Genomic DNA, 26,055 nt, shown 5'->3' with positions numbered 1-26,055 from the left:
GGTGCATTCTAGAGCATTTCAGAATCATTGCAACCCCCAATTCACTATATTTTTCACGTATGTATTTTTTATAAGCGTTTTTGCTAAAAAAATTGCACTTTTACCTATTTTTTAAGCATTTTTTATAAATATTTAGCAAATAGTCGATATTTAATTAAGTAAATTTCTTATATCTAGCAAATCTTTTTCAGAGCTTTTAAGTCTAATAAAAGTGAATTTGATTATTTATTAATCATTAGTCTACTTTTCTTCCTCAAAGCACATCATTTTTTTCTGTCATCACACCGATTCAAGCTTCATAGACATTTTTTAGCGTGAATTTTTATATTTCCCAGCATTTTTTTAACGTTCATATGCTAAATGTTGTATGACTTCCAAGATGACTTGTTGTTTTCCACTGAAATCCTCGGCAGAAAATAAAAGCTTGGCACGTCGAGGGAGTTGTTCTCGCACCAATGCAAATAGTTGGTACTGTGCCGCGATATCCAAATCATGTAATTGTTGCTGCGCCTCACAAAATAATGCTCGTTTATGCTGTTTAGTTTGGTAGTCAAATAAATATCTCAAGATTCGATCGATCTGTTCATCATGATTATCGGTATTGTAATACGCCATGTTGTTGCTCTTTTTTGATTTTTGACCATTGTTCCATAAGGCCTGTTTTTGCAAAAATCATTTTAATTACATGCTTAGTCATTTTTGCTGATAAAAATACAGCCTATTTATTTGAATAATCACTATTAACGATCACAGTCATAAAAAGCCACTATTTTTGGGCTTTAGACGCATAGAGCGCAGGCTGCATTTCACGTACACTCTTTTTATTTTTTAGGTGCAGGATGCCAACACAGTTTTTTCCACGCTTATTCTTACTATTAAGCGGATTAGGATTATTGGCTTTTGGTGTCGTACTCTCTATACATTCAAATTTAGGGACATCCCCTATTTCTTCGGTGCCCTACAGCTTTAGCTATATCTTTCCTCTCACCGTCGGCACATTAACAGTATTAATGCATATCGTCATGATCCTGCTGCAAATGCTGATCTTAAAATCACGCTTTCAGTGGATACAGTGGTTGCAATTACCCGTGGGAATTTTGTTTGGTGCATTTATTGACGGTTTAATGTGGCTCACCCAAGGCTGGAGCATAGAAAGTTACCCACTTCAACTCCTGGCTTGCTTGGCAAGTTGCCTGATTACCGCTTTAGGTGTGAGCTTAGTGGTCAAAGCCAGTCTAGTCCTCTTAGCCGCAGAAGGTCTCTATCAAGCCATTGCTGTTCGTTATCGCCTTGATTTTGGCAACTGTAAAACCTATGGCGACATTCTCTTGGTCAGTATTGCGGTTATCAGTAGCTGGCTAGTCTTACATCAAGTCATCGGAGTACGTGAAGGCACCATTATTACCGCACTTTTAGTCGGGACTTTAGTCAAGCGGATTTTATCTAAATTAAGCTTCATTCAATTTGGCCCTAAGCCCTAAAATAAAACTCAATGAACATCTATCTGAGTAAAGACATTTTAAAGCTCGATTGAATCGGGCTTTTTTTCTAGCACAATTAAAGTCTTTAATACAGAAATGAATGTGATTTTTGAAAGGAATAGCTCAATTTTACAAATAAAAAAGGGAAAGATCTCTCCCAAAATCTTTCCCTTAGAATTGAATCTTTAGTCGATCCATCGTGTAGTTATTATAGTTATTTGTTAACTCACTAAAAAAAGAGTCCCTTGGGGAAGAGACTTATAAAAAGTGGAGTTATCGTTATGTACCCTCTAGATGGTATATATATCTCTCTAGATGAATAAATCTTATACATAAAATTCAAGAAATGCAACACATTTGGCAAAATTTAAGTGTTGTTTTTATAAGGTTTTTTTTGAATTTGCTTATTTATATTATTAATATATTAATTGGTAAAAAAAAGCAGGCCGAAGCCTGCTTTTAATTCAATAACTTAACTAAAAATTCAAGAATTTATTAGTCGGTAAAAGTTACTTTTGCGATCGCTTTTTTGCTCGCTTGGATGATCAAAGTTTTGTTTTCTGACACAGCATAACCTGCATCAACCACTTCCCAATCCACTTTCACCGCGCCACGACCAATTGCATCTTTTGCTTGAGCTGCATTTTTAGTCAAGCCCGCTTCACGCAAAATAGAAGTAATGAAAATCTCACCACCAAATGCGCCACGAGAAATCGTCACTTCTGGTGTACCTTCTGGAAGTTCACCTTCAGTAATCAAGTTACCTGCGCCTTTGTGCGCATTTGCTGCAGCTTCTGCTCCATGGAAACGCTCAACCAATTCAAGTGCAAGAATTTTCTTCACTTCTTGTGGGTTACGACCTTCAGCCACTTCTTTAAGCAACTGTTGAATTTCTTCAATCGATTTAAAGCTCAATAAGTCAAAGTAACGTTCGATCAAATCATCCGGCATTGAAAGCACTTTTTGGTACATCGCACCCGGTGCATCAAATACAGCAATATAGTTACCCAAAGATTTAGACATTTTATTTACGCCGTCTAAACCTTCAAGAATCGGCACAGTAATGCACACTTGAGATTCTTGGTCATAACGGCTTTGTAATGTACGACCCATCAGCAAGTTAAAGGTTTGGTCTGTACCCCCCAACTCTACATCCGCTTCTAGCGCAACTGAGTCATAACCTTGCACCAATGGATATAAAAATTCGTGAATCGCAATCGGTTGATGGCTGTTATAACGTTTAGTGAAGTCATCACGTTCCAACATACGTGCCACAGTTTGCTGTGAAGCTAACTGAATCAAGTCAGCAGCAGTTTTTTGACCAAACCACTCTGAGTTGAACACAACTTTAGTTTTCGCAGGGTCAAGAATCTTAAATACTTGTTCTTGATACGTTTTAGCATTTTCTAAAACTTTTTCACGAGACAACGGTGGACGTGTAGCGCTCTTACCCGTTGGGTCACCGATCATGGCTGTATAGTCACCAATCAGGAAGTAAACTTCATGACCTAAATCTTGGAAAACTTTTAATTTATTAATCAGAACCGTATGACCTAAATGTAAATCAGGTGCAGTCGGGTCAAAACCCGCTTTAATTTTTAATGGGCGATTCTGCTTTAATTTCTTAAGAAGATCTTCTTCAGAAATAATCTCATGTGTGCCTCGTTGGATGAGGGCAAGTTGTTCTTCAGCCGGCAGGAAATTTGACATCACAAAATCCAAATAGATCAGTTATACAATTTGTGCGATATACTAACACTTTTTCAGCACATTGCAGGCTTAAGAATCATCATGACAGCGATCTACATTGGGGTAATGACCGGCACGAGCATGGATGGTGTCGATATTGTTGCTGCTTCTTTTGATCCTTTAGAGATTCATGCGACGCTCACACTTCCCTTTGACCCAGACCTTCGTGATGAACTGATGGCCCTCACCTTGCCTGATGATAACGAAATTGATCGCATGGGTAAGGCAGACGTTGCTTTAGCTCAAATGATCGGTCATGGCATCAATGAGTTGATCGAGAAGAATGAGCTAGATCGTAGTCAAATCAAGGCGATTGGCTCACATGGTCAAACCATCCGCCACCGTCCTGAACATGGTTTTACCCTGCAAATTGGCGACCCCAATATTATTACCGAACTCACTAAAATCCCTGTGATTTCAGACTTCCGCCGCCGTGATATGGCTGCAGGTGGTCAAGGCGCACCTTTAGTTCCTGCGTTTCATCAAGCGCTTTTCCAACATGACACCATTCACCGTGTGATTTTGAACTTGGGCGGAATTGCCAATGTTAGCATGTTGCCTGCAGGTCAACCTGAAGCCGTGTATGGCTTTGATACAGGTCCAGCTAACATTTTAATGGATGCTTGGTGCGAACGTTATACTGGTCAGCCCTATGATGAAAATGGAAACTGGGCAGCTTATGGTCAACCTATTCGCAGTCTGCTCGACCGCTTACAAGCACATGAGTTTTTCTCTAAAGAACCACCTAAAAGCACAGGTCGTGAAGACTTCAATCTTGAATGGTTAGATGAACAGATTCTCGATTGGCGTGGAGATCTCGAATATGACGAACTTGAAGATACGCCAGAAAACATTCAAGCAACCTTAATGAAACTCACCACACGTGCCATTAAAAAAGCCATTTACCGCTCTGATATGGATACTGGTGAAGTCTATGTATGCGGTGGTGGTGCATACAATTCGCACCTATTAGAGCAACTGCGCTGGCGTTTACGTAAACATGAATGGACGGTACAAAGTACCGCAGATTTAGGCTTAAGCCCAACATGGGTGGAAGCCACAGCCTTTGCTTGGTTGGCGATGCGCTTTGTCAATCAGCTTAGTGCAAATTTACCAAGTGTGACTGGTGCTGCTGGCTATCGTATCTTAGGTACAATCACTGCGGTTTAAGAGTCAAAAACATATAAAAAAGGTCTGCAATTGCAGACCTTTTTTATATAGACAAGCTTTTATATATATTGACTACTATATAAAAAGCATAGCTCAAACTTAATTCATCATTGCCTTGGCATACTCATTACGAAATGCCCGTAAAATCTGCTGTCCCGCCCGACCTGTTGGACTTAAACCCAGTCGATTTTGCTCTTGTCGAATTGCTTGACGGGTTTTATCTCCAATTAATCCATCAACTTTACCGATGTCATAGCCGCGGTTAAGTAAAAATTGTTGAATCTCACGTCGTTCCGCACGTGAAGTCCCAGGATCATCGGTTGGCCATGTCGTACTAAAGCCACCCTTGCCTTGCAAGCGATCGGATAAATGCGCAATCGCTAATGCATAACTCTCTGCGGCATTGTAGCTATAGATTGCATCGAAATTTTTAAACACCAAGAACACAGGCCCACTTGCCCCAGCCGGTGCCATTAAACCTGCTTGACTCGATCCAGAAAGGTTACCTTGTATTAACGGTGTACCATCGGCACGCTGCAAACCACGATTCATCCAGCTGTCCAAGGATTTTTTATTACGGCGACTTTCACCACTGATCGACATTCCTTCGGGAATTTTTACTTCAAAGCCCCACGGCTGACCAGTTTGCCAACCACGCTTTTTCAGGAAGTTGGCTGTAGATGCCAACGCATCCGTGGTACTCGACACCAAATCACGGCGGCCATCACCATCAAAATCCACGGCCAGTTCTTCATAGGTACTCGGCATAAATTGGGTATGACCAAATGCACCTGCCCATGAACCTTTCAATTGAGATTCATTTAAATCACCACGCTGCAAAATCCGCATGGCTGCAAAAAACTCGCCACGGAAATAGCTTTGACGGCGTCCTTCACAACTTAAAGTGCCCAATGACTGTAATAAAGGATAGCTACCCGCAATATCACCAAAATTACTCTCCACACCCCAAACCGCGACCACGGTTTCAGCAGGCACACCATAAGCCGCTGCGACACGGTTTAATACATCACGATGCTGCGCCAATTTCTGCTGACCCAGTTGTACACGCTCTTCATCTACCAGACCGGACAGATAGTCCCAAATCGGAGTTGAAAACTCAGGCTGATAGTTGAGCTTTTCAATCACAGAATAATCAGGTGTTAAATTTTGTGTATAGCGATCATAAGTGGATGCACTCACACCAGCATTCATTGCTTGCGAGCGCAAATTGGCTAAACAACCTTGAAAGTTATTTTGTGGTGAAATGCTACTTGTTGCAGGCATGCTCGACGAATTGACAGACTGACCATTAATAATCAACTCGGCATTTGCCTGAGTTATTGCCAATAAAGCAGTCCCGAAAACAAATCCTAAGTGATGCTTCATACCCTAGATCTTTTTTGAATTTAAATTGTTGCTTTAACAATAGCAGCTCAAAGCAAAAGTTAAAGGTTCAAAACGTAAATTTAAATTCATATTTTCTACTCATTTAAATTCATTTTTAAAATTTAAATTCAAAAGTAGTTATCCACAACCCAACTTTAAATTCATTACAAACCAAACACCAATTTAAATTCAAAACTTTTAAATTTAAAGATAAATTAGGTGCATAAAAAATTATCCACAAATGCAAAATGGGGTAAAAATTCATTTTTATTATTAATAATCAAAATATTATAGGTTTTAAAATATACTCCCTATAGATCCAATAAGTCTGAGCAACTTTTAAATTCAAATTTTAAATTTAAACACGGCGAAATGAATTCATTTTTCAAATTTAAATTCATAAACTTTGAATTCATTTTTTTTGTATAGGATTTTTTGAATTCAAATTCATAGTTTGAATTCAAAAACACAATTTAAATTCAAAACGCTTTGGTTATTTTTGATTTTGATTCACACATCACAGGCTATTGATACACAAAAAATCATACGAAGATTAACGCAGAATATTTATAAACGAACGAACACTTTATGATCAATAATTTCTTATCGTTTCACCGATAAGCGGTGTGATTTTGCAAAGAGGCGCAATGATGCCCGAACTATAGCGATAAAAAAAGCGGCCATGTGCATGACCGCTTTTTTATCATTCAAACTATGGTTTAAATGGTCATATCTTCGCTAAGTGCCAGTGGATTCGGCAAAATTTTCGCCAATGCGCGGCATAAAGCTGTTAATTCAGCGGTATCGTTCGGCATTAAAGTGATGTGACCAATTTTGCGACCTTCACGCTCTGTTTTGTTATACAGATGCAAATGCGCGCCATTCAGTGCCAATACATCTTCAGATTTCGGATGTTGACCAATGATGTTTACCATGACCGTTGGACGAACAACTTCAGTTGAACCCAAAGGTAGACCTGCTACAGCACGAATGTGGTTTTCAAATTGTGAACACACTGCGCCTTCAATCGACCAATGCCCCGAGTTATGCACACGTGGCGCCATCTCATTGGCATATAAGCCTTTATCCGTCACAAACAGCTCTAGCGTCAAAACACCGACATAATTCAAATGATTGAGCAGGCGAGTAATATAATCTTGCGCAACTGGTTGTAAGTCTGCACTGTTTGGTGCAGGCACAATCGAATGCGACAAAATGCCGTTGTGGTGGTGGTTTTCCGCCAATGGCCATGTTTTCACATCGCCATCTTGACCACGCACCGCAATGATTGAGACTTCACGTGAGAAGGTTACAAAGCTTTCCGCAATCAATTCACCAGCAGGGCCCAGTTCAGCCCATGCTTGATCCATTTGCTCAGCGCTACGTAGCACAAATTGACCTTTACCGTCATAACCGCCACGCGATGTTTTCAGTACGATGGGTAAACCCAACTCAGCAACAGCAGCTTGTAAACCCTCGAAAGATGTCACGGCCTTATAAGGTGCAACTGGGATAGCCAATTCATCAAACAAAGCCTTTTCGGACAAACGATGCTGTGCAATCGCTAAAGCTTGGCGCGGTGGGTGCAATGCTTTGTTCTTGGTCAACACATCAACATCTGCTAACGGAGTATTTTCAAACTCTAAGCTGAAAACATCTGCGCTCTGAATGAAATCTTGCAAACCATTTTCAGCTTGAGTCGAAATCACCGGACCCAGCGCTGCAGAAGGGCACTCAGTACTCGCTTCAAAGAAGGTGCATTGAATGTTTAAAGGCAATGCCGCTTGCGCCATCATGCGACCCAACTGGCCACCACCAAAAATACCAATGGTTTTATCCATGAGAAATGCCCCTTAATTAAGCTTGACCCGGAATATTTTTACTCGCCACTTTATCGGTTTGCGCAGCGCGGAAATCTGCAACATTTTTTGCGATTTCAGGACGCGTTAAACCTAAAATTTGTGCCGCCATGATCGCTGCATTGGTCGCACCCGCTGGGCCAATCGCCAAAGTACCAACTGCAATACCTGCTGGCATTTGCACGATAGACAGCAATGAATCCACGCCGTTTAAAATTGATGATTTTACCGGTACACCAAGTACAGGTAGGTCAGTCTTGGCTGCACACATACCTGGTAAATGCGCTGCACCGCCAGCACCGGCAATAATCACTTGAATACCACGATCACGTGCGGTTTCAGCATATTCGAATAATCGATCTGGAGTTCGGTGTGCAGATACAACTTCCGCTTCAAATGGGACGCCAAGCTGTTTCAGCATATTGGCAGTGTTTTCTAGCGTTGCCCAATCCGATTGAGAACCCATGATAATTCCAACGAGAGGAGTGTCTTGTGAAGCGGCCGCATTCATTGCAATGTTTCCAGAGATTAAAGTAAGAGAGAGTAAATCTCGACTAGAGCCAAGCTTTAATAAGAGCCCCATATTATAGACTGAAAATTCATCTCAATAAAATTTAACGGTTGTCTTTAAAAGAAAACTCCATAATATTTTGATGAAAATATTTTTATTTTTTTCAATTTTATAAAAACTTTTATTAAATCAATATTTATAACAACACTTTAAATATGAAACAGATGTTTATCCTACTTACTCTAGCCCTAAGCTCTCAAAGTTTTGCCCAACTCGTTCAACTCAATACGAACCAATTTGTGAAAGAATTTAACCTTTTACAGCAACAAAAAGACTATAACGGCCAAATTAAGAGTAATGGCTACATCCACGAAAAATTTTTAGTCACCGGAAAATCGATCATTGATGAACATGAGTCGGTCAAGATGACAGGCTATTACAAAGCAGATGATGGCCGCGATAAAATGTATTCAATTTCAGAATATCGTGTGTATTGCGATGACCAAAGCTATGGTTTTGCTCTCATGAACTTTGAAGCAGACGGTCAAATGACTGTACTGACCAGTGAGAGTGATTATGCCTTTGACTATGAAGATCCCACTCCACGAGACCGTGAGTTTAGTAAAGTCCTCAAAAATGCCTGCAAACACGCCTCACTTAAATGATCAGAGCCATGCAGCATTGGATCAGTTAAGCACTGCGAAATACAAAATAGACACATCCAAAAAGGCATAAACCTGCCCACAAATAGTCCAACTTAAAGGGTTGTTTAAAAAGGAAAATCATAAATGGAACGAAGACCAATAGCGTCACGACTTCTTGTGTGATTTTCATTTGACCCAAAGACCACCCATGTTTGGCCAACAGTCGCGTTGCTGGGATCATAAAACTGTATTCGAGTAACGCGATCGCCCATCCAAATAAAATCGCTTGCCAAAGCGGTGCATCATGTAAAAACTTCAGATGTCCATACCAGGCCAAAGTCATAAAACAGTTGGAAATAATCAATAAAAACAGGGCAAGTGACATAAGCAATCAAGATCGCAAAAAATTGCGCATATTGTACGTTTTTCATCAGGATTTCGCGCCTATTTTCCGTGTTTTTATCCTCAAGAAAATTGCGCACATTTGATCAGTTGCGAGCTTAATCTTTTTGCACGATCTCATACAAAAAAATCTATCTTTTCGCTAAGACCCTTGCTATGGTTGCTCTCAAATGAAATTAACCTTTTCAACCAAATCTATAATGACAACACCACAATAACAAAGTGATGTGTCGATAAAAGCAGTGGAGTTAGAACGAATGCATCTGCATATCTTGGGTATTTGTGGCACCTTTATGGGTTCATTGGCGCTCTTGGCTCGTGATTTAGGACATAAGGTGACGGGTTCAGACCAAAACGTTTACCCACCAATGTCTACCCAATTGGAAAATGCAGGCATTACCTTAATGCAAGGCTATGACCGTAGCCACCTTCAACCACACCCAGATCTCGTGATTGTCGGCAATGCCATGAAACGTGGTATTGATGCAGTGGAATACATGCTGAACGAAGGCCTGCCTTATATTTCTGGCCCACAGTTCCTTGCAGACCACGTCCTACAAGGCAAACATGTCTTAGGCGTTGCAGGCACGCATGGTAAAACCACAACCACAACCATGTTGGCATGGGTGCTCGATCAAGCGGGTTTAAACCCAGGTTTCTTGATTGGCGGAGTACCTTTAGGCTTTAGTGAAAGCGCACGTTTAGGCGGTGGTGAATATTTCTGTGTAGAAGCCGATGAATATGATTCGGCATTCTTCGACAAACGTTCTAAGTTTGTGCATTACCATCCTAAAACAGCGATTTTAAATAACCTTGAATTTGACCATGCCGATATCTTCGAAGACTTGGCTGCGATTCAAAAGCAATTCCATCATCTAGTGCGTACTATTCCAAGTGAAGGCCGTATCATTGCGCCCATCACTGAAACAAATATTGATGAAGTCTTGGAAATGGGCTGCTGGACACCTGTGGTGCGTACATCTTTAGATGCCAATGACAAATCTGAATTGTATGCAGAACAATTGTCTGCTGACGGTTCACATTTCAAAGTGCTACAGCATGGTGTCGTGAAAGGCGAAGTCAAATGGAATATGACTGGGCAACACAGTGTAGCCAATGCTTTGGCAACCATTGCTGCGGCTGAACATGTCGGTGTTTCGATTGAAACGGCGTGTGAGGCGCTTTCGAACTTTGGTGGTGTAAAACGTCGTATGGAGCTTTTGGGCACCGTACGTGGCGTTGAAGTTTATGACGACTTTGCACATCACCCAACGGCGATTGATACCACGTTAGAAGGTGCGCGTAAGCGTCTCGGTGAGCGTAAATTGTGGGCAGTAATTGAACCGCGTTCGAACACTATGCGTATGGGTAGCCACAAAGATGGCCTTGCACATTCTGCGCGTTTAGCCGATGAAGTGATTTGGTATCAGCCGGAAGGTCTGGATTGGGATTTACAACCTGTGATTGAAGCTGCTACGAATAAAGCTGTGGTGGCGCGTTCACTGGATGACATCATTCAAACCATCGTAAGCGAGGCAGGCGAGGGCGATGCCGTGGTGATTATGTCGAATGGCGGTTTTGGTGGTTTACATCAGAAGCTGATCAGTGCATTAAAAGCCTAAACCCACTAAATAAAATAAAAAAAGCCCGATGCGCGGGCTTTTTTTTATTCACACTCAGCTTAAAAATAATTCTGATAGCCTCGGTTTTTATAGCCTAAATCCAGCTTAACCGGCTGTTCAACATTCTCTAATCTTAACAAGGTCGTTAAAAACGCCTGAATTTGTTCTAGATTGAGCACGTCGGGTTGAAAGCTTGAATGTCCAAAGCGCTGAAACAAACTAGCAATTTCACTATGTCGGTTGACATATTTCATCGACCATTTTGAAAAATCGATTTGATCAATATTTTGATCAGGATAACGCACAATATCCCGATGGCGAGTATCTTTCGCAATATGCTGAAAAAGCTGTTCGAGAGCCGCTTGCTCACCTTGCAAGCATTGGAAGAACCGGCCTTCGGCATAGTACAGCACGCCAAAAATACGCTGTTCGGTATTGAAGCTGCGGGCTCTCACCAAAATATCACTTAAATCTTGTATTAAATCAAATTGTTGTTCTACACGTGTACTGGCATAACAGAGTTGTATCATTGTGTTTATTCTTAAAGTATTTGCACGATTTTAACGTAGAAAGTTCTACAGGATGAGTAAATATTTGTATATTTTTTAATCAAATGTGCTTTTTAACTTACAACAGAAAACCAAGATCACGTATACCGATATCACCTTCATTTTTTTAAACTTATACATATTAAAACAATGAAATTATTTCCATTTGAAGATGAATAAAGAGGCCGACCATGCTTAAAAATTTACTCATTTTTTTATCGATCACTTGTGTATATTTTGCTGCCTTGATCATACTGAATAATTTTGGCGTTTCAGATTTTTTTAATGTCGTTATTTGCTCATTTATTTTAGGAATAACACTGCGTACTGCGATTCCTCACTATCTCATTTATTTACTAATGATGATGACTATTGGCAGTATTTATTTTGTACTGAATGACTTTGCATTATTAAATATCATGTGTTTAAGCTTATTTTTAGGGATATCAAGCTGCTCGATCTTATTGCAGTTTTGGCCAAATCTTTTCAAAGCACCTTCTACGCTGTTAAAATTAAAGCTCAATTAAATACAAATTAGCTTTTAAGTAAGTTTTTTTTAAAAATTTCATAATGATAGAAAAGCCCGCATCGCGGGCTTTTTTAGGCTTGAACATCGGCTAATGTCTTGTCTCGGCGAAACATCACCTCTACATAAGAACAGGTTGGAATAATTATTAAGTGTTTCTCACGAGCGAATTCCACCAAATGATCCAATAGTACACGAGCAACCCCTTGCCCACGTAAGGAATCATCTACCCACGTGTGATTTGCCACAATGGTATGTTCATCACGCCATAGATAACTAATTTCTGCGAGCCGTTCACCCTCAGCATTTAACTGAAAAAATTCACCTTTTTGACCATTATCTTGATGTTGTATAGTCACTGTTTTTTCTTCCTTTTTATGAAAAAATACACCGTGTAACAAACGAGAAAGTGATTGGTACAGAACTTAAACGACCTATACTCAACTGTAGGTGATAATAAATCCGTACACCTTTCACATTAATTAAAAAACAATTAAATCACACTTGCTGGATATTTTTATTATGGACCTTTATCTTGTCGCTATCTTTGTATTACTGATTGCTGCAGCATGCTTGGTTGTATCGCTGTATAAATCACGATCTTAATTCAATTTCACAACTAGATTTCAAATAAAAAACAGCCTGATTGCAATACGATCAGGCTATTTTTATTTATCCAAATGATTAATCTACATCACGCTATACAATTTAGCGTAGAACATCACGAATCGATTCATCTTTATCAAATACAGATTTTGCAAAAGGGCAGAGTGGAATAATTTTCACGTTCTTTTCCCGAGCAAAATTCACTGCTGCATCGAGGAGATGTCGTCCAACACCTTGTCCTCGCAAGCTGTCACTGACGTCGGTATGATCAATAATAAATTTATCATCGCCTGCCCATGAGTAAGTCATCTCTGCCAAACGCTCCCCATCTTGCTCAACAAAGAAAGCTCCTTTTTTTTGATCATCATCTTGTTGTACAAACATCTTAAATTTCCTCCATTTTTTTATAAATTGGCATGTAATGCAGGTCAACTCTGTTGTTTTTGTATTAATTTAAAGCGCATGCACAGGGCTTTAATCGGTTCCTGCTTGTGTATAGAGCATAGTAAAATAAGCCACTTTATTTATTTGAAGACACTCATGTCTGCCTCTCCCTCCGAAACGGCTTCTTCTGGCTCTTGGACGGCTGTGATTGCTTTGGCTTTCGCAGCATTTATTTTTAATACCACTGAATTTGTACCTGTCGCTTTACTCAGCGATATTGGCAAAACCTTTAGCTTAGCCGCGACCGATGTCGGCATCATGATTACGCTCTATGCATGGGTGGTTGCGCCGATTTCATTGCCGATCATGTTATTGACCAAAAATATTGAACGTCGATCACTCCTGATTTGCTTATTTATAGTGTTTATTGTCAGCCATGTTCTGTCGTATTTCGCATGGAGCTTTAATACTTTATTGCTCAGTCGAATTGGCATTGCTTTCTCGCATGCACTTTTTTGGTCCATTACTGCGTCGCTGGCAGTTCGTGTTGCACCGAAAGGCAAAGAATTTCAAGCCTTGGGGCTTTTGGCCACAGGCACAGCTTTGGCGATGGTTCTCGGTATTCCGTTTGGGCGTATGGTCGGAGAAGCCTATGGTTGGCGAAATACCTTTGCTCTGATTGGCATTGGCGCCAGTATCGTTTGCCTGATTTTAGCCAAAACGCTGCCAATACTGCCGAGTTTGAACTCTGGCTCGCTAAGCAGCTTAAAACAGTTTATTCGCCGTCCAAGCTTAATGATGGTCTTTGCATTAACCATTATCATCATTAGCGCGCAATTTACCGCATATAGCTATATCGAACCGTTCTCACTCAACATTGCTGCATTCAGTTCCATGCAAACTACCACGTTGTTATTAATCTTTGGTGCTGCAGGCTTTCTAGGTTCTTATCTGTTCGGGAAATTTGGTGGGAAATATCCTAAAGTTGCGATTCCTTTGAGTACAGCCACACTTGCTTTATCCATGCTGCTGTTGCTGCCTGTTTCTCTGAGTTTTGCAGGTGTGAGTGCGGTGTGCCTACTATGGGGCATGAGTATCATTGGATTTAGCCTTGCATTACAGTCAAAGACGCTGCATCTCGCATCCGATGCCACCGATGTCGCCATGGCCATTTATTCAGGACTTTATAATGTCGGGATTGGCGGTGGTGCACTCTTGGGCGGTATCGTCAGCGTTCATTTCGGTTTGAGTTATATTGGTGTGATCGGAGGAATCATCGCAGTGATCGGCACACTTTTAGCCTTAGCGTTGGTACAACGTGGTGATTTTAATCCTCCTGTGGCACATTAAATGAATTCGTAAATTGCCGATTGCACTTTGTACTAAAAACTGTCATGCTTTGCCGCATATTTGGACAATGTCCAAAACAAAATTTGAACAAGGGGAGTAGCCTCCTCCAAACGTAAACCTTGTTTTACGTGTCAGAATATCGTCATTACACTTTGCAAAAAGTCGGTATCTGAGCATCGCAGCTGCAAATCATTACAGTACGATGTAGGCAAGACCTTGATCATGTTGTCTCAGGCGTTTTATTTCGTCTGGCAACTGGTCGAGGTTTTTTTATGGCTGGTTGTTAGATGTGGAGAATACACATGGAAACGATTGGCTCTTTATGGCTATATCTGGCATTTTTCGGTTTAGTCACCATCATGCTACTCATCGACTTTTTAGGCTTTAAAAATAACAAAGGCCAAGAAATCAAAGTCAAAACCGCTGCCTATTGGAGTATTGCATGGGTCTCTGTGGCTACCTTATTCGGTGGTGCATTGTGGCTCTACTTACAGCAAACCGCTGGTGTCGCTGTTGCAAACACCAAAGTCATGGAATATTTCGCTGGTTATCTGCTCGAGAAATCACTCGCAATTGATAACGTTTTTGTCTGGCTCATGATCTTTGCTGCCTTTGCCATTCCACCTGCTTTGCAGCGCAAACTGTTACTCTACGGTGTACTCGGCGCAATTGTGCTGCGTACCATCTTTATTTTTATTGGGGCATGGTTCGTTCAAGAATTCTCTTGGGTACTGTACATCTTCGGTGCATTCCTAGTGTATACCGGCTTTAAATTCCTTAAAGGCCAAGACGAAGAAGATAAAGATATCGAAGATATGGCGATTTTGAAGTGGCTACGTAAACACATGCGTATTACCCCTCAGATGCATGAAGATAAATTCTTTGTTCGTCAAAATGGTGTCTTATGGGCAACGCCGCTCTTTTTAGTGTTGATCTTGGTTGAAGCATCGGACGTCATTTTTGCGGTGGACTCAATCCCAGCGATCTTTGCGGTTACCTCTGACCCCTTCATTGTACTGACGGCAAACTTAATGGCGATTTTAGGTCTACGTGCAATGTTCTTCCTCTTATCCGGTGCTGCATCGAAAATGCATTACTTACCATATGGTCTGGGCATTATTCTGGTGTTTATTGGCGCTAAGATGCTATTGCTCGATGTGTTCCACATGCCAATTTGGATTTCACTCGGTTTTATTGTGGTGACCTTAACCATTACTGCATGGTTATCAATCCGACACAGTAAGAAGTACCATCAAACCACGTTATAAAACGCTTATATAAATAAAAGCCTTCTTTCGAGAAGGCTTTTTTTTATTTTGTAACAAAGCCATGAACTAAGCTTCAGGCGTCATCAAGAGTTTGAGTTTGGGCCAGCGTTGTAAAAATTGTTTCTCTTCTATACGTTGCAAAAAAGTCGCTCGACTAACTAAGGTTGAATTCCAACGCAGTTTTAATTCAAATAAATCAGCCAGTCCAAATGGTGCCACGATTTCTACTTGATCAAGCTCATTTAAACGGACTGCAACAGCCGTTGCAGTTTCAACCCACAAAGAAAGGGCATGGGAAATCGATGTTATGGGCAAAATAGAATCACCATTGTCTAAACGATACCAATGATGCACCAAAGCTTGGTTGGTCACATCCCACTGTATCAATGGAAAGAAAGACTGCATTTCTTTTTGGATCTGATCACTATGAGCACCGTTATCCTCAGCATCATAAAATATAATATCCACCTCAGTATGGGACAGTGTATAGCTGTGTTGGTGTAGCACTGACCACAGCATATTTCGAATGACACCTGCGGCAATATACGCACTGGCATCCACCAAATAAAGCTGCTTTAAAATAGACATGATGCCGTCATGTTGCTGAATCAGTTGCTGCAAGCGCTCAACATAAGTGGCTTCAAGCTGTGATTGATTCACAGGATGCATTGGATGGGACATAGATACACGGTTGAATTCTATTCTTTGATTCGATTTAGCCTGACACAAGCGCATTGATTTAATCAATCGCTTTGAAAATATGCCATGCTCTCGACATACATTAATGGCTGTTCGATGTTTTAGAACATGATCCTCTAATTACAACAACGCCTTTTCTAGCCAAATTAAGCTACAATCAACCGAAAAAATTCTAAACTGCAGGTATGTCATGTCTTCTGTTATCGCATCTACCGCGATCCGTGGTCGCTTTCTAGATATTCAGAATACAGTTGCCCAAGCACGTGAAATTCACGACCAAGTGCGCTATTTTGAAGATGGTTTGCTGATTACGCAAGCCGGAAAAATTCAATGGTTCGGTCCATGGTCTGAGGGCCAACACCATCTCCCAGATCAGGTTGAAGTACAGCATTATTCCGATCAATTGATTGTTCCGGGTTTCATCGATACCCATATTCATTATCCACAAACGGAAATGATGGGGGCTTATGGTGAACAGCTACTGGAATGGCTCGATACCTATACCTTTCCAACTGAAATCCAATTTGAAGATCCGGCTTATGCAGAGCAAATTGCACAGTTCTTTGTAAACGAGTTACTCAAAAACGGAACCACAACAGCTCTTGTTTTTTGTACCGTTCATCCACAATCGGTCGATGCTTTATTTAAAGCTGCAGAACAGCATCAGATGCGCTTAATTGCCGGTAAGGTCATGATGGATCGACATGCCCCTGAAGCATTATGTGACACAGCTGAGAGTGGCTACAACGACTCCAAAGCACTCATCGAAAAGTGGCATGGCAAGGGCCGTAACCTGTATGCCATCACGCCTCGCTTTGCCCCAACCTCAACGCCTGAGCAATTGACACGGGCAGGGGAGCTAAAAGCCGAGTATCCTGATGTCTATGTACATACGCATTTGAGTGAAAATAAAAATGAAATAGCGTGGGTCAAATCATTATTCCCTGAGCAAAACGGCTATTTAGACGTTTATCATCATTATGGTCTGACCGGATCACGTTCCGTGTTTGCGCACTGCGTGCATTTGGAAGATGCCGAGTGGGAGTGTATGCATCAGACCAACTCTGCAATCGCGTTTTGTCCAACCTCGAACTTATTCCTAGGCAGTGGTTTATTTCCATTAAAGAAAACATGGGAAAAACAGGTGAAAGTCGGCTTAGGCACAGACATTGGCGCAGGCACCTCATTTAACCAACTACAAACCATCAATGAAGCCTACAAAGTTCAACAACTTCAAGGCGATAAACTGTCCGCATTTGAAGCGATGTACCATGCCACTTTAGGGGGGGCAAAAGCCTTAGATCTAGAGGACAAACTTGGAAACTTTGATTTGGGCAAAGAAGCAGATTTTGTGGTGCTCGATTTAAATGCCACGGCTTTACAAGCCCTACGTCAACAACGTGCCAAAAATCTGGAAGATGCTTTATTTGCTCTGATGCTGATGGGTGATGATCGTAATATCCATGCCACCTATGTGTTTGGACAATGTGCGTATGTCAAAGCATAAAACGGCTCGACCGAGACGAAAAACAGCGTTGAAAATTGGACTGATTGCCGTCGCTTGTTTGTGCTTACTCAAGCGTGACAGCACTTCCAAGAAAAACTGATTACATTTTCAACGGCAAAAAAGATGCATCTGCGAGCCAGATGTATTAAAATTGGTTCATCTTTAGAGGTGTTGCAAGTCAACACCTTTTTTATTTTTTTGATTTGCTTTTTTAGGTATCTACCCATGTCTGTTCAAATGAGCGTACTGATTTCCACTGAAGAAATTCAAGCTAAAGTGAAAGAGCTTGGCGCAAAAATTGATGCACACTATGCTAACAGCGACAAAGAGTTGGTGTTAATCGGTCTTTTACGCGGTTCTGTTATTTTTATGGCTGACCTTTGCCGCGCAATTTCAAAACCGCATGAACTCGACTTCATGACCGTTTCAAGTTATGGCGGTGGGACCGTATCTACTCGTGATGTTAAAATCTTAAAAGATTTAGACGGCGACATTAAAGATAAAGATGTCTTGGTGGTTGAAGATATTATTGACTCAGGCAATACCTTAAGCAAAGTCTTAGAAATTTTACAGACGCGTAATCCAAACTCAATCGAGCTTTGTACTTTGGTTAGCAAGCCTTCACGTCGTGAGATTGAACTCGAAGTGAAATTTTTAGGTTTTGAAGTCGAAGATAAATTTATCGTGGGTTATGGTCTGGACTATGATCAAAAATATCGTCATATTCCATTTATTGGCGAAATTGGTCTCTAAGTAAAATCAGATACTTAAGAGTGGCCGAAGGCCACTTTTTTTTTATTTTTTGGTTTGTTTTGAACAAAAAAACAACAGTTTTTTGCATGTTTAGGCTATAGCTCAGCGCAGTTTTGATTAAAGATAAAGATTGAACATGTCGTAAAAAACAAATACATGATAACAAAAGGAGAGTTACTATGTGGTCACTCATTGTTGCGATTGTTGTTGGTTTTATTGCTGGTTTAATTGCACGTGCGATCCATCCTGGAGATGACAAAGCCGGTTTCATCATGACCACCATTCTCGGGATTGCAGGTTCTTTACTTGCGACCTATGGCGGACGTTTATTAGGTCTGTATGGAGAAAATTCTGCTGCAGGATTTATCGCTTCCGTCATTGGTGCGATCATCGTGTTGTTTATCTATAACCTTGTAACGAAAAAAACCCGCGTCTAATTTTTATAGCACCATTAAAATACCCGCCTATAGACGGGTATTTTTTTTATATTTTATTCATGCCGTACAGCTGAAATTATTTGATCTCTTTTAACATCGATTCTAATTCAGCAGCAGGGTAAGCACCAGTTAAGATCGAACCGTTGGCAAAAACGATTCCCGGTGTACCACCTAGTTTTAAGCTTTTAGCTAATATTAAATTTCGATCAATCGGGTTTGCACAACTTTTCGCTGACTTCGGTTGAATTCCCTTATTGATTAAATTATCCCAGGCCATAGCAGGGTTTGACTCACAAAAAATCTGCTTCGATGGCGCCAACGACTGCGGTTTTATCGCTGTGACAAAAGTATAAATGGTCACATCATTGAGTTTTGCCAGTTCTACTTCAAGCTTCTTACAATATGGGCAATTTGGGTCAGAAAAGATCGCGATTTGGCGCTTCCCATTCCCCCTGACTGTTTTAATCGCATCTTGTAATGGAAGTTTATACCACTCAGTTTTTTGCTGACTGAGGATCAATTGTTTGGTCAGATTTTTTTGATCTTTTAAACGAATCATAGAACCTGCGATCACATAATCCGCATTTTCACTCAAATACAAAACTTGATCTTCAACAAAGCCACTATATATGCCCGGCATTTCGGTACTTTGAATATTTTCAATTTTTAAACTAGGGTGCTTTTCTGCCAAGAGCTTTTGAACCTGTGCTACATCCGCCAAAACAAAAGTCGAAAGGGTGGTACTCAACGCCAACGCACATATTTTTTTCAACATAGACCGAACAACTTCAACATTTAATTGATTCAGCATTCTAAGCCTTAACAGGTGAAAGTCTTGGGCTTTTTTCAGTTCATTACGCAATAGCTACATGCCGTTTCACGTGGAACATATTACGCTGCATCAGGTGAATTAATTTCAACAGACACATGCACAATTTCTTCATGAATCGACAACGCTTGGCGGACTTCATCGGCGCTCAATGCCTGACTGGTTTCTAAAGCAACAATACATGAAAACTGACCTTTACCCACTTTCCACACATGTAAATCGGTCACATCGACGTCGACAGGCAATTGCATTAAAACCTCTCGAATCTCATCAACGACAGGGTGATCCATTTCCGCATCCAGTAATGTTTGTCCTGTTTCTTTCATCAAGCCAATAGCCCACTTACCGACCAGCACTGCACCAACAATCCCCAATAGCGCATCTAAAAATCCCCAGCCCATCCATTTTCCAGCAAATAAAGCCACAATGGCCAACACTGAAGTCACCGCATCAGCAACTACATGCATGAAGGCTGCTTTCTGATTGAGGTCGTGATGATGATCATGCTGCTCCTCATGGCTATGATGGTGATGGTGATGGTGATGGTGATGGTGATGGTGATGGTGATGGTCATCATGCAATAACCAAGCACAGATCAAGTTCACCATTAGACCTAAAATCGCAATAGGGATTGCTTCGTTATAATGAATTTGGACCGGGTTGAATAAGCGTTCCACCGAATGAAAGGCCATAAATGCAGCAACGACCATCAATAATATCGCGCTGCTATAGCCCGCTAAAATTTCAATTTTCCAAGTCCCAAAACTAAAACGAGCATCTTGGGCATAGTGGCGTGCCGCACGATAGGCAAAATAGGCCAAGCCTAATGCCAACATATGTGAACTCATATGCCAACCATCTGCCAATAATGCCATCGAATTAAAAATCCAACCGCCAATGACTTCTAACAACATCATGACTGCCGTTAAAATGGTGGCAATTAAGATCCGTTTTTGTGCGAGTGGATTACCTTCATCAAATTGATGATGATGAATTCGGATGGATGGGGAAGTTTTCATTAGGTTCTATGCTTAAATATACTCCCCCATAGTATATTTATTTTCGGGAGAAAGTGTTGAGTCATTTACATCAGGACAAAAAGATTTTAAATCGGGTTAAACGTCTACAAGGTCAGGTCAATGCGGTCGAACTGGCTTTACAGCAACCCGAAGCAGGGTGTATCGAGGTTTTACAACAGGTTGCGGCCATCAAAGGTGCTGTAAATGGATTAATGAATGAACTCATCGAAGCACATTTACGCCATCATGTATTGCCTCAAGATGTTGAAATCAATGAAGTAGAACTGGAAGAATTTGTAAAACTGCTTAAACGCTATGGATAAAGTTACATCTGTGATTTGACCATGGAAAACAATCGGCATTAAACTGAGCCCATATTTCCTTCTTTCTCATGCAGCACAATATTGACCCTATTGGCTGTACCTCTGCGACTTTAAAATGACCACATCTCCCTCTTGGCGACCGTTCATCATGGTGAGCCTTGCACTCTGTATGGGCACTATTGGTACAGCGCTAGCTAGTCCTCTGTATCCCATTTATCAGCAACTTTGGGGACTGCTGCCGAGTCATATCACCTATATCTTTGTTGCCTACATGTTTGGTTGCCTAGCGACATTGCTGTTTTTAGGTCGTACCAGTAACAGTTTTGGTTTTTTAAGAACCCTGCAAATCGGTATGGCGTGCATCATCTTAGGTTTAAGCTTGTCGGTGTTTGCCAGTAATGCAGTGTGGTTATCTATCGGGCGTTTTATTATCGGTATTGCCTCGGGTTTAATTAGCACCTCAGCCATGCTTGGCTTGGTCTATACCATCCCTGAACAGCATAAAAATAATGCTCCGCAGCTAAGTTCAATCATAACCGTGATTGGTTTTGGTCTTGGCCCATTTATTGGTGGGGTGATTGCCCAATTTTCGGAACAACCTTTAGTCACCCCTTATATTCCTGTGATCTTTGGTGGTTCGGCGTGTTTAATGGGGTTGTTTTTTATTCGCACACCGAACTTTGAGCCACAGCCTTTTTCAGTGGCACCACATTTGGAATTGCCTGAAAAGCGTGATCATTCACGATTTTATATCGCCGGACTGACTGCCTTTTGTGCCTTTGGCTCCTTCAGCTTATTTGCATCACTCGCACCCTCTTTCGTTAAAGATGCAATCCCATGGCATGGCCCTTTGGTCAGTGGTAGTGCCATTGCAAATATCTTGCTGGTTTCCGCTGTCGTGCAATTTATGGCGAAATCGATTCCTTCTGCAAAATGTGTCAATGCCGGCTTAATGGTGTTAATACTGAGCTATGCGCTCCTTGCGCTATGTATGACCCAACACTGGAGTGCATTGTTTTTTATTAGCGATGTTTTAGTCGGTGTCGGGCATGGTCTGGGGCTTTTAGGCGCATTTGGCTTAGTTCATCAAATGACCAACAATCAAAACCGTGCTGCAGTGATCTCGACCTATTTATTTATTGGATATCTAGGCACCATTATTCCAATTATTGCAGCCGGCTATTTATCTGATCATTTTGGTTTAATCACAGGGATACTGGGCTTTTGTATTGGTGTCGGCTTGCTGTGTTTATATTTACTGTATCAAAATTTATCGATGAAGAAATTTACAGTATGAAACCCTTAGATACGATTAATTTTCTTCTCTATACATCCATGCCTGTTCAGGAGGAATTTCATCTATTTGATCCTGAATGTAAAAAATCAAATTTTTAGTTTTTGATATTGCTGTCATTTTTTTATAGTCAACCTGCATTTCAGGATCTTCTTCCCATTGTTTTAAAAAGGATTCTTTGGGATTCTGTTCGGTTGTTTCATGAAAATAAACCACACCACCATCAGATGTTTGTGGATCATGGTTGCCATCTAAAGATAAAATTTTGACATGAATAAAATATGCTTTAAATTCAGAATTTGTATCTTTAGTAGCGTTAGCAAGATTAGGATCTATATCCATTTGATGCTGAGTTTGTATCTGTGTTGATGTTGCAACATCATCAACAGAAGTTAAAGCCGCTTCCTCCTGAGAACAAGCGGCAAGCATCCATGCAAAACAAATCATGATTTTTTTCATATTTTTAGCGCATTTATTTACCAATACAAAACGATCCGAAGATCTTCCCTAGCAAATCATCCGCACTAAAGTCACCCGTAATTTCACCTAAAGCATTTTGCGCCAACCGTAGAGACTCGGCTACCAACTCACCCGCATGATAAACCACCAACTGCTCACGTGCTTCTGCAAGATAGCGCTGAGTGCGCTTCATTGCGTCTAAATGGCGTGTTCGAGCAATAAAGGTATCTTCCTCTGGTTGAAAGCCTGCATGCGCTGTAATCGCATCAATAAGCGCTTGAACGCCAGTTTCTTGTTTAGCCGAAACCCGAATATGTCGAAAACCGTTTAAATCGGTAATTTCCGCGGTAGATCCCGTCAAATCGCATTTATTACCAATTAACATCAACCGCTTCGGTTCAATATGATCGGCAAAGTACGCTTGAGCCAATTGTAGTGGATCTTCGCCCTGACTCAAGTCATAGACCAAAAGTAACAAGTCAGCTTGCTCAATTTCTTTAATTGCGCGGCGAATCCCTTCTTTTTCGACGATATCACCGGTTTCACGTAAACCTGCGGTATCGGTCAAGGTAATCGGCAAACCATTGAGGCTGATTTTTTCATGTAAAACATCTCGTGTCGTACCGGCAATATCCGTCACAATCGCACGTTCAACACCTGCCAAAGCATTAAGTAGAGAAGACTTACCTGCATTGGGTTTACCGGCAATCACCACTTGTAGACCTTCACGCAGTAGCTGACCTTGACGAGCAGATTGCTGCACAGCATGGACCGAGCTTGCCACTTCATCCAATAAGCCCAAAATCTTACCATCCGCCAAAAAGTCGATTTCTTCTTCAGGAAAATCAATCGCTGCTTCCACATGCAAACGCAAATGGATAAGTTTTTCTAACACCGTATTGACCTTGCTCGAAAAGGCACCTTGTAATGAACGTACCGCTGAACGTGCCGCTGCTTGTGAGGTGGCATCAATCAGATCAGCAATCGCCTCGGCTTGCACCAAGTCCATTTTGCCATTTTCAAAGGCGCGCATTGAAAATTCGCCCGCTTTTGCAGCAATAGCGCCCAATTCAAGTAACCGCGCCAATAATGCATTTTGAATAACGGGGCCGCCATGACCTTGAAGCTCCACCACATCTTCACCCGTAAAAGAGTGCGGATTTGGAAAGCAAATCACCAAACCTTCATCCATGATTTCATTCGATGCATCATAAAACTTACGGAAACCAGCAAAACGTGCTTCAGGCAGGGATTGCTGCGTTAATGCTTCTGCAATGGCATAAGATTTGGGACCAGACAGGCGAATCACGCCGACACCACCACGACCCGGCGGTGTGGCAATTGCTGCGATGGTGGTTCGGTTTAACATAAAATTCACCTAAAAATTTTCAAACTACAGATAAAGAAAAATCCGCCTAAGATTACCATCTTAAGCGGATTTATTCAGCCCATCAGCAATGCTTAGTTTGCTGAGTCAGCCGCTTCACGTTTTAAACGTTCTTTTTCAACAGATTTGTTAATCAAACCTTGTTGAAGAATAGTAATACTGTTGTTACAGATCCAGTAAAGCACAAGGCCCGCAGGGAAGAACAACATAAATACCGTAAAAATCACTGGCATGATTTTGAAGACTTTTGCCTGCATTGGATCAGCCGGTTGTGGGTTCAAACTTTGCTGAATAAACATGGTTAAGCCCATTAATAGCGGCAAAATAAACCATGGATCCATCGCAGATAAATCTTGAATCCAACCTAACCACGGCGCATGACGTAGTTCAACGGACTCCATCAACACCCAGTACAAAGCAAGGAAGATCGGCATTTGGAGCAATAACGGCAAGCAACCTGACAGTGGGTTTACTTGTTCACGTTTATACAATGCCATCATTTCTTGCGAGAAGCGCATACGGTCTTCACCGAACTCTTCTTTCATGCGTTGCATTTCAGGTGCAATCACACGCATTTTCGCCATAGAGCGGTAACTCTTCGATGACAAAGGCCACAAGATCAGTTTCACCAGAATCGTCAATAGAATAATTGACCAACCCCAGTTACCCACTAAACCGTGGAAAAACTCAAGACCGACGAACAATAATTTCGCAATTGGCCATAACCAACCATAGTCTACTGTTTGGTTTAAACCAACTGCCAATTCTTTTAATTCAGATTGGATTTTTGGACCTGAATAGAACGTTGCATCTACTTCTGCCACAGTTCCTGCAGGAACATTGATTGCAGGTGAAGTGAACTGAATAATGTTCATATCATCAGTAGATTTACGTGACTCAAGTTTCGCAGCATAAGGCTGACCATTGGCTTGCGTTAATTTGATCTGTCCAGGAATCCACGCACTCACGAAGTAATGCTGAACCATTGCAACCCAACCGCCAGTTGCTTCAACATTCAATTTTTCTTCATTGAAGTTGGCAAATTTAAGTTTGTTGTAATGTTCTTCAGGCGTACCCCATGCACCACCAAGGAATGTACCTAAAGTGAAAATACCTTGATCAGATTTACCTGGATCTTCAGAGTTGTCGCGTTTAAGCTGACCAAACATCTGACCTTGCCAGTTCTGAGCACTGCGGTTCACGATTTTATGATTCACAACAACAGGGTATTCACCTTCAGTGAAGTTAAAGGTTTTAATAACCTCTACACCATCTGCTGTTTTATAAACCATTGGTACTGACAAAACTTTTGCTGTTTGGCCATCTTTACCCTTCACAGCTTTTGCGTCATTTAACGTATATGAAGATTTTTCAATTTCATAGGTTGGACGTCCTTTCGGATTGCTGTCAGGGCCATTAAGACCAATTAAGCCAGACTGAGCAACATAAGTACGTTTTGCATCGCTTTCAAGCATTACAAACGGTTCGTCGCTGTCTTTATTTTTGTCATGATTGAGTAATTCAATACGAACAATATCGCCACCCTTTGGATTAATCCAAAGATGGTAAAGGTCAGTTTGTACTGAAATTAACTGTTGACTAACAGGTGCAGTGGCATCTGTTGTTTGTTGTGTAGCAGCATTATTTGCTTGCGGCACATCAGTAGCAGCCGTAGCTGTCTGGCCATTTGGCAAATCGGCAGATACTTCATGCGTTACCACCGCAGCATTTTGCTGAGATTTTTGTTCCGCATGTCCATAATCTTTCTGCCAAGCCAAAATGAGCAAATATGCGACAACAAACATGGCCCCTAGAATTGCAATCCTGGCCCATTGTTGCATA

Annotated in this window: 26 protein-coding genes; 11 read left to right on the top strand and 15 right to left on the bottom strand. The window is 41.2% G+C overall.

What is annotated here, in order from left to right:
- Positions 1 to 342: 342 nt before the first annotated feature.
- Positions 343 to 615 carry a hypothetical protein gene (locus FTU75_RS17280; RefSeq protein ID WP_180116555.1) on the bottom strand — a complete coding sequence of 91 codons (273 nt, stop codon included), beginning with the start codon at positions 613 to 615 and terminating at the stop codon, positions 343 to 345.
- Between the two features lie 224 nt (positions 616 to 839).
- Here FTU75_RS17280 and FTU75_RS17275 point away from each other — a divergent pair, with 224 nt between their 5' ends.
- Positions 840 to 1,481: a YitT family protein gene (locus FTU75_RS17275; protein WP_180116554.1), complete on the top strand. Its 642-nt coding sequence runs from the start codon at positions 840 to 842 to the stop codon at positions 1,479 to 1,481.
- 495 nt (positions 1,482 to 1,976) lie between these two features.
- Here FTU75_RS17275 and tyrS read toward each other — a convergent pair whose 3' ends face one another.
- Positions 1,977 to 3,209 carry a tyrosine--tRNA ligase gene (tyrS, locus tag FTU75_RS17270; protein ID WP_171262600.1) on the bottom strand — a complete coding sequence of 411 codons (1,233 nt, stop codon included), beginning with the start codon at positions 3,207 to 3,209 and terminating at the stop codon, positions 1,977 to 1,979.
- Between the two features lie 63 nt (positions 3,210 to 3,272).
- Between tyrS and FTU75_RS17265 the strand changes: the two genes are divergently transcribed.
- On the top strand, positions 3,273 to 4,400 hold the full coding sequence (locus FTU75_RS17265) for an anhydro-N-acetylmuramic acid kinase (RefSeq protein ID WP_180079211.1): 1,128 nt from the start codon (positions 3,273 to 3,275) through the stop codon (positions 4,398 to 4,400).
- Positions 4,401 to 4,499: 99 nt separating this feature from the next.
- Here FTU75_RS17265 and FTU75_RS17260 read toward each other — a convergent pair whose 3' ends face one another.
- From FTU75_RS17260 to purE, 3 genes are all read right to left on the bottom strand, one after another.
- Positions 4,500 to 5,786: a lytic murein transglycosylase gene (locus tag FTU75_RS17260; RefSeq protein ID WP_180116553.1), complete on the bottom strand. Its 1,287-nt coding sequence runs from the start codon at positions 5,784 to 5,786 to the stop codon at positions 4,500 to 4,502.
- 719 nt (positions 5,787 to 6,505) lie between these two features.
- A complete protein-coding gene (locus FTU75_RS17255; RefSeq protein ID WP_078194467.1) occupies positions 6,506 to 7,627 on the bottom strand; it encodes a 5-(carboxyamino)imidazole ribonucleotide synthase in 1,122 nt (373 codons plus the stop codon).
- A gap of 16 nt (positions 7,628 to 7,643) precedes the next feature.
- Positions 7,644 to 8,156 (bottom strand): 5-(carboxyamino)imidazole ribonucleotide mutase, encoded by a 513-nt coding sequence (gene purE / locus FTU75_RS17250; protein WP_078189531.1) that lies wholly within the window; start codon positions 8,154 to 8,156, stop codon positions 7,644 to 7,646.
- Between the two features lie 215 nt (positions 8,157 to 8,371).
- Between purE and FTU75_RS17245 the strand changes: the two genes are divergently transcribed.
- Positions 8,372 to 8,821, top strand: a complete 450-nt coding sequence (locus FTU75_RS17245; protein ID WP_180116552.1) for a hypothetical protein — start codon at positions 8,372 to 8,374, stop codon at positions 8,819 to 8,821.
- A 25-nt stretch (positions 8,822 to 8,846) separates the two neighbouring features.
- On the opposite strand, the gene FTU75_RS17240 is transcribed toward FTU75_RS17245, so the two are convergent.
- The gene (locus tag FTU75_RS17240) at positions 8,847 to 9,185 is read right to left on the bottom strand and encodes a DMT family protein (protein ID WP_078189529.1); all 339 of its coding nucleotides are present in this window, start codon (positions 9,183 to 9,185) and stop codon (positions 8,847 to 8,849) included.
- A gap of 274 nt (positions 9,186 to 9,459) precedes the next feature.
- Here FTU75_RS17240 and mpl point away from each other — a divergent pair, with 274 nt between their 5' ends.
- Entirely contained in the window at positions 9,460 to 10,824 is a 1,365-nt protein-coding gene (gene mpl / locus FTU75_RS17235; protein WP_180116551.1) for a UDP-N-acetylmuramate:L-alanyl-gamma-D-glutamyl-meso-diaminopimelate ligase, read from the top strand.
- A 59-nt stretch (positions 10,825 to 10,883) separates the two neighbouring features.
- Here the strand turns inward: mpl and FTU75_RS17230 are convergent, their stop codons facing one another.
- The 3 genes from FTU75_RS17230 to FTU75_RS17220 form a co-directional block, all read right to left on the bottom strand.
- On the bottom strand, positions 10,884 to 11,354 hold the full coding sequence (locus FTU75_RS17230) for a BLUF domain-containing protein (protein WP_180116550.1): 471 nt from the start codon (positions 11,352 to 11,354) through the stop codon (positions 10,884 to 10,886).
- 618 nt (positions 11,355 to 11,972) lie between these two features.
- Entirely contained in the window at positions 11,973 to 12,299 is a 327-nt protein-coding gene (locus FTU75_RS17225; protein ID WP_180116549.1) for a GNAT family N-acetyltransferase, read from the bottom strand.
- Between the two features lie 307 nt (positions 12,300 to 12,606).
- A complete protein-coding gene (locus tag FTU75_RS17220; protein ID WP_347269446.1) occupies positions 12,607 to 12,912 on the bottom strand; it encodes a GNAT family N-acetyltransferase in 306 nt (101 codons plus the stop codon).
- A 132-nt stretch (positions 12,913 to 13,044) separates the two neighbouring features.
- On the opposite strand from FTU75_RS17220, the gene FTU75_RS17215 reads away from it, so the two are divergent.
- Together FTU75_RS17215 and FTU75_RS17210 are read left to right on the top strand one after the other, a co-directional pair.
- Positions 13,045 to 14,238, top strand: a complete 1,194-nt coding sequence (locus FTU75_RS17215) for a sugar transporter (protein WP_180116548.1) — start codon at positions 13,045 to 13,047, stop codon at positions 14,236 to 14,238.
- Positions 14,239 to 14,540: 302 nt separating this feature from the next.
- Entirely contained in the window at positions 14,541 to 15,506 is a 966-nt protein-coding gene (locus FTU75_RS17210; RefSeq protein ID WP_078194460.1) for a TerC family protein, read from the top strand.
- A gap of 66 nt (positions 15,507 to 15,572) precedes the next feature.
- Here FTU75_RS17210 and FTU75_RS17205 read toward each other — a convergent pair whose 3' ends face one another.
- The gene (locus tag FTU75_RS17205) at positions 15,573 to 16,187 is read right to left on the bottom strand and encodes a nucleotidyltransferase family protein (protein ID WP_249748283.1); all 615 of its coding nucleotides are present in this window, start codon (positions 16,185 to 16,187) and stop codon (positions 15,573 to 15,575) included.
- 208 nt (positions 16,188 to 16,395) lie between these two features.
- Between FTU75_RS17205 and guaD the strand changes: the two genes are divergently transcribed.
- The 3 genes from guaD to FTU75_RS17190 all read left to right on the top strand — a co-directional run bounded on the left by guaD (position 16,396) and on the right by FTU75_RS17190 (position 18,902).
- Positions 16,396 to 17,712 (top strand): guanine deaminase, encoded by a 1,317-nt coding sequence (gene guaD, locus FTU75_RS17200; RefSeq protein ID WP_180116547.1) that lies wholly within the window; start codon positions 16,396 to 16,398, stop codon positions 17,710 to 17,712.
- Between the two features lie 225 nt (positions 17,713 to 17,937).
- Positions 17,938 to 18,465, top strand: coding sequence for a hypoxanthine phosphoribosyltransferase (gene hpt / locus FTU75_RS17195; protein WP_078194457.1), 528 nt, complete (start codon positions 17,938 to 17,940; stop codon positions 18,463 to 18,465).
- A 179-nt stretch (positions 18,466 to 18,644) separates the two neighbouring features.
- Positions 18,645 to 18,902, top strand: coding sequence for a GlsB/YeaQ/YmgE family stress response membrane protein (locus FTU75_RS17190; protein ID WP_078189516.1), 258 nt, complete (start codon positions 18,645 to 18,647; stop codon positions 18,900 to 18,902).
- 76 nt (positions 18,903 to 18,978) lie between these two features.
- Here FTU75_RS17190 and FTU75_RS17185 read toward each other — a convergent pair whose 3' ends face one another.
- Positions 18,979 to 19,677 (bottom strand): DsbC family protein, encoded by a 699-nt coding sequence (locus FTU75_RS17185; protein ID WP_180116558.1) that lies wholly within the window; start codon positions 19,675 to 19,677, stop codon positions 18,979 to 18,981.
- A gap of 116 nt (positions 19,678 to 19,793) precedes the next feature.
- Positions 19,794 to 20,750, bottom strand: coding sequence for a CDF family Co(II)/Ni(II) efflux transporter DmeF (dmeF, locus tag FTU75_RS17180; protein ID WP_180116546.1), 957 nt, complete (start codon positions 20,748 to 20,750; stop codon positions 19,794 to 19,796).
- Positions 20,751 to 20,806: 56 nt separating this feature from the next.
- On the opposite strand from dmeF, the gene FTU75_RS17175 reads away from it, so the two are divergent.
- Together FTU75_RS17175 and FTU75_RS17170 are read left to right on the top strand one after the other, a co-directional pair.
- The gene (locus FTU75_RS17175) at positions 20,807 to 21,073 is read left to right on the top strand and encodes a metal/formaldehyde-sensitive transcriptional repressor (RefSeq protein ID WP_180074179.1); all 267 of its coding nucleotides are present in this window, start codon (positions 20,807 to 20,809) and stop codon (positions 21,071 to 21,073) included.
- Positions 21,074 to 21,188: 115 nt separating this feature from the next.
- Positions 21,189 to 22,370, top strand: a complete 1,182-nt coding sequence (locus FTU75_RS17170) for an MFS transporter (RefSeq protein WP_257223832.1) — start codon at positions 21,189 to 21,191, stop codon at positions 22,368 to 22,370.
- 15 nt (positions 22,371 to 22,385) lie between these two features.
- Here the strand turns inward: FTU75_RS17170 and FTU75_RS17165 are convergent, their stop codons facing one another.
- From FTU75_RS17165 to yidC, 3 genes are all read right to left on the bottom strand, one after another.
- Entirely contained in the window at positions 22,386 to 22,826 is a 441-nt protein-coding gene (locus FTU75_RS17165; RefSeq protein ID WP_180116545.1) for a hypothetical protein, read from the bottom strand.
- 13 nt (positions 22,827 to 22,839) lie between these two features.
- A complete protein-coding gene (gene mnmE, locus FTU75_RS17160; RefSeq protein WP_180036053.1) occupies positions 22,840 to 24,195 on the bottom strand; it encodes a tRNA uridine-5-carboxymethylaminomethyl(34) synthesis GTPase MnmE in 1,356 nt (451 codons plus the stop codon).
- 92 nt (positions 24,196 to 24,287) lie between these two features.
- On the bottom strand, positions 24,288 to 26,054 hold the full coding sequence (gene yidC, locus FTU75_RS17155; RefSeq protein ID WP_180079201.1) for a membrane protein insertase YidC: 1,767 nt from the start codon (positions 26,052 to 26,054) through the stop codon (positions 24,288 to 24,290).
- Between the last annotated feature and the right edge of the window lies 1 nt (position 26,055).

Origin of the sequence: Acinetobacter sp. YH12140 (genome assembly GCF_013418475.1) — a bacterium.
Lineage (GTDB): Bacteria > Pseudomonadota > Gammaproteobacteria > Pseudomonadales > Moraxellaceae > Acinetobacter > Acinetobacter amyesii.
The sequence above is the reverse complement of the archived record's forward strand: the minus strand, read 5'-3'. Positions and strand labels throughout refer to the sequence as shown.

Coding starts and splice junctions, on each gene's coding strand:
- FTU75_RS17280 (WP_180116555.1), bottom strand. CDS start 615: ATGGCGTATTACAATACCGATAATCATGATGAACAGATCGATCGAATC.
- FTU75_RS17275 (WP_180116554.1), top strand. CDS start 840: ATGCCAACACAGTTTTTTCCACGCTTATTCTTACTATTAAGCGGATTA.
- FTU75_RS17265 (WP_180079211.1), top strand. CDS start 3,273: ATGACAGCGATCTACATTGGGGTAATGACCGGCACGAGCATGGATGGT.
- FTU75_RS17260 (WP_180116553.1), bottom strand. CDS start 5,786: ATGAAGCATCACTTAGGATTTGTTTTCGGGACTGCTTTATTGGCAATA.
- FTU75_RS17255 (WP_078194467.1), bottom strand. CDS start 7,627: ATGGATAAAACCATTGGTATTTTTGGTGGTGGCCAGTTGGGTCGCATG.
- purE (WP_078189531.1), bottom strand. CDS start 8,156: ATGAATGCGGCCGCTTCACAAGACACTCCTCTCGTTGGAATTATCATG.
- FTU75_RS17245 (WP_180116552.1), top strand. CDS start 8,372: ATGAAACAGATGTTTATCCTACTTACTCTAGCCCTAAGCTCTCAAAGT.
- FTU75_RS17240 (WP_078189529.1), bottom strand. CDS start 9,185: ATGTCACTTGCCCTGTTTTTATTGATTATTTCCAACTGTTTTATGACT.
- mpl (WP_180116551.1), top strand. CDS start 9,460: ATGCATCTGCATATCTTGGGTATTTGTGGCACCTTTATGGGTTCATTG.
- FTU75_RS17230 (WP_180116550.1), bottom strand. CDS start 11,354: ATGATACAACTCTGTTATGCCAGTACACGTGTAGAACAACAATTTGAT.
- FTU75_RS17215 (WP_180116548.1), top strand. CDS start 13,045: ATGTCTGCCTCTCCCTCCGAAACGGCTTCTTCTGGCTCTTGGACGGCT.
- FTU75_RS17210 (WP_078194460.1), top strand. CDS start 14,541: ATGGAAACGATTGGCTCTTTATGGCTATATCTGGCATTTTTCGGTTTA.
- FTU75_RS17205 (WP_249748283.1), bottom strand. CDS start 16,187: ATGTCCCATCCAATGCATCCTGTGAATCAATCACAGCTTGAAGCCACT.
- guaD (WP_180116547.1), top strand. CDS start 16,396: ATGTCTTCTGTTATCGCATCTACCGCGATCCGTGGTCGCTTTCTAGAT.
- hpt (WP_078194457.1), top strand. CDS start 17,938: ATGTCTGTTCAAATGAGCGTACTGATTTCCACTGAAGAAATTCAAGCT.
- FTU75_RS17190 (WP_078189516.1), top strand. CDS start 18,645: ATGTGGTCACTCATTGTTGCGATTGTTGTTGGTTTTATTGCTGGTTTA.
- FTU75_RS17185 (WP_180116558.1), bottom strand. CDS start 19,677: ATGTTGAAAAAAATATGTGCGTTGGCGTTGAGTACCACCCTTTCGACT.
- dmeF (WP_180116546.1), bottom strand. CDS start 20,750: ATGAAAACTTCCCCATCCATCCGAATTCATCATCATCAATTTGATGAA.
- FTU75_RS17170 (WP_257223832.1), top strand. CDS start 21,189: ATGACCACATCTCCCTCTTGGCGACCGTTCATCATGGTGAGCCTTGCA.
- FTU75_RS17165 (WP_180116545.1), bottom strand. CDS start 22,826: ATGAAAAAAATCATGATTTGTTTTGCATGGATGCTTGCCGCTTGTTCT.
- mnmE (WP_180036053.1), bottom strand. CDS start 24,195: ATGTTAAACCGAACCACCATCGCAGCAATTGCCACACCGCCGGGTCGT.
- yidC (WP_180079201.1), bottom strand. CDS start 26,054: ATGCAACAATGGGCCAGGATTGCAATTCTAGGGGCCATGTTTGTTGTC.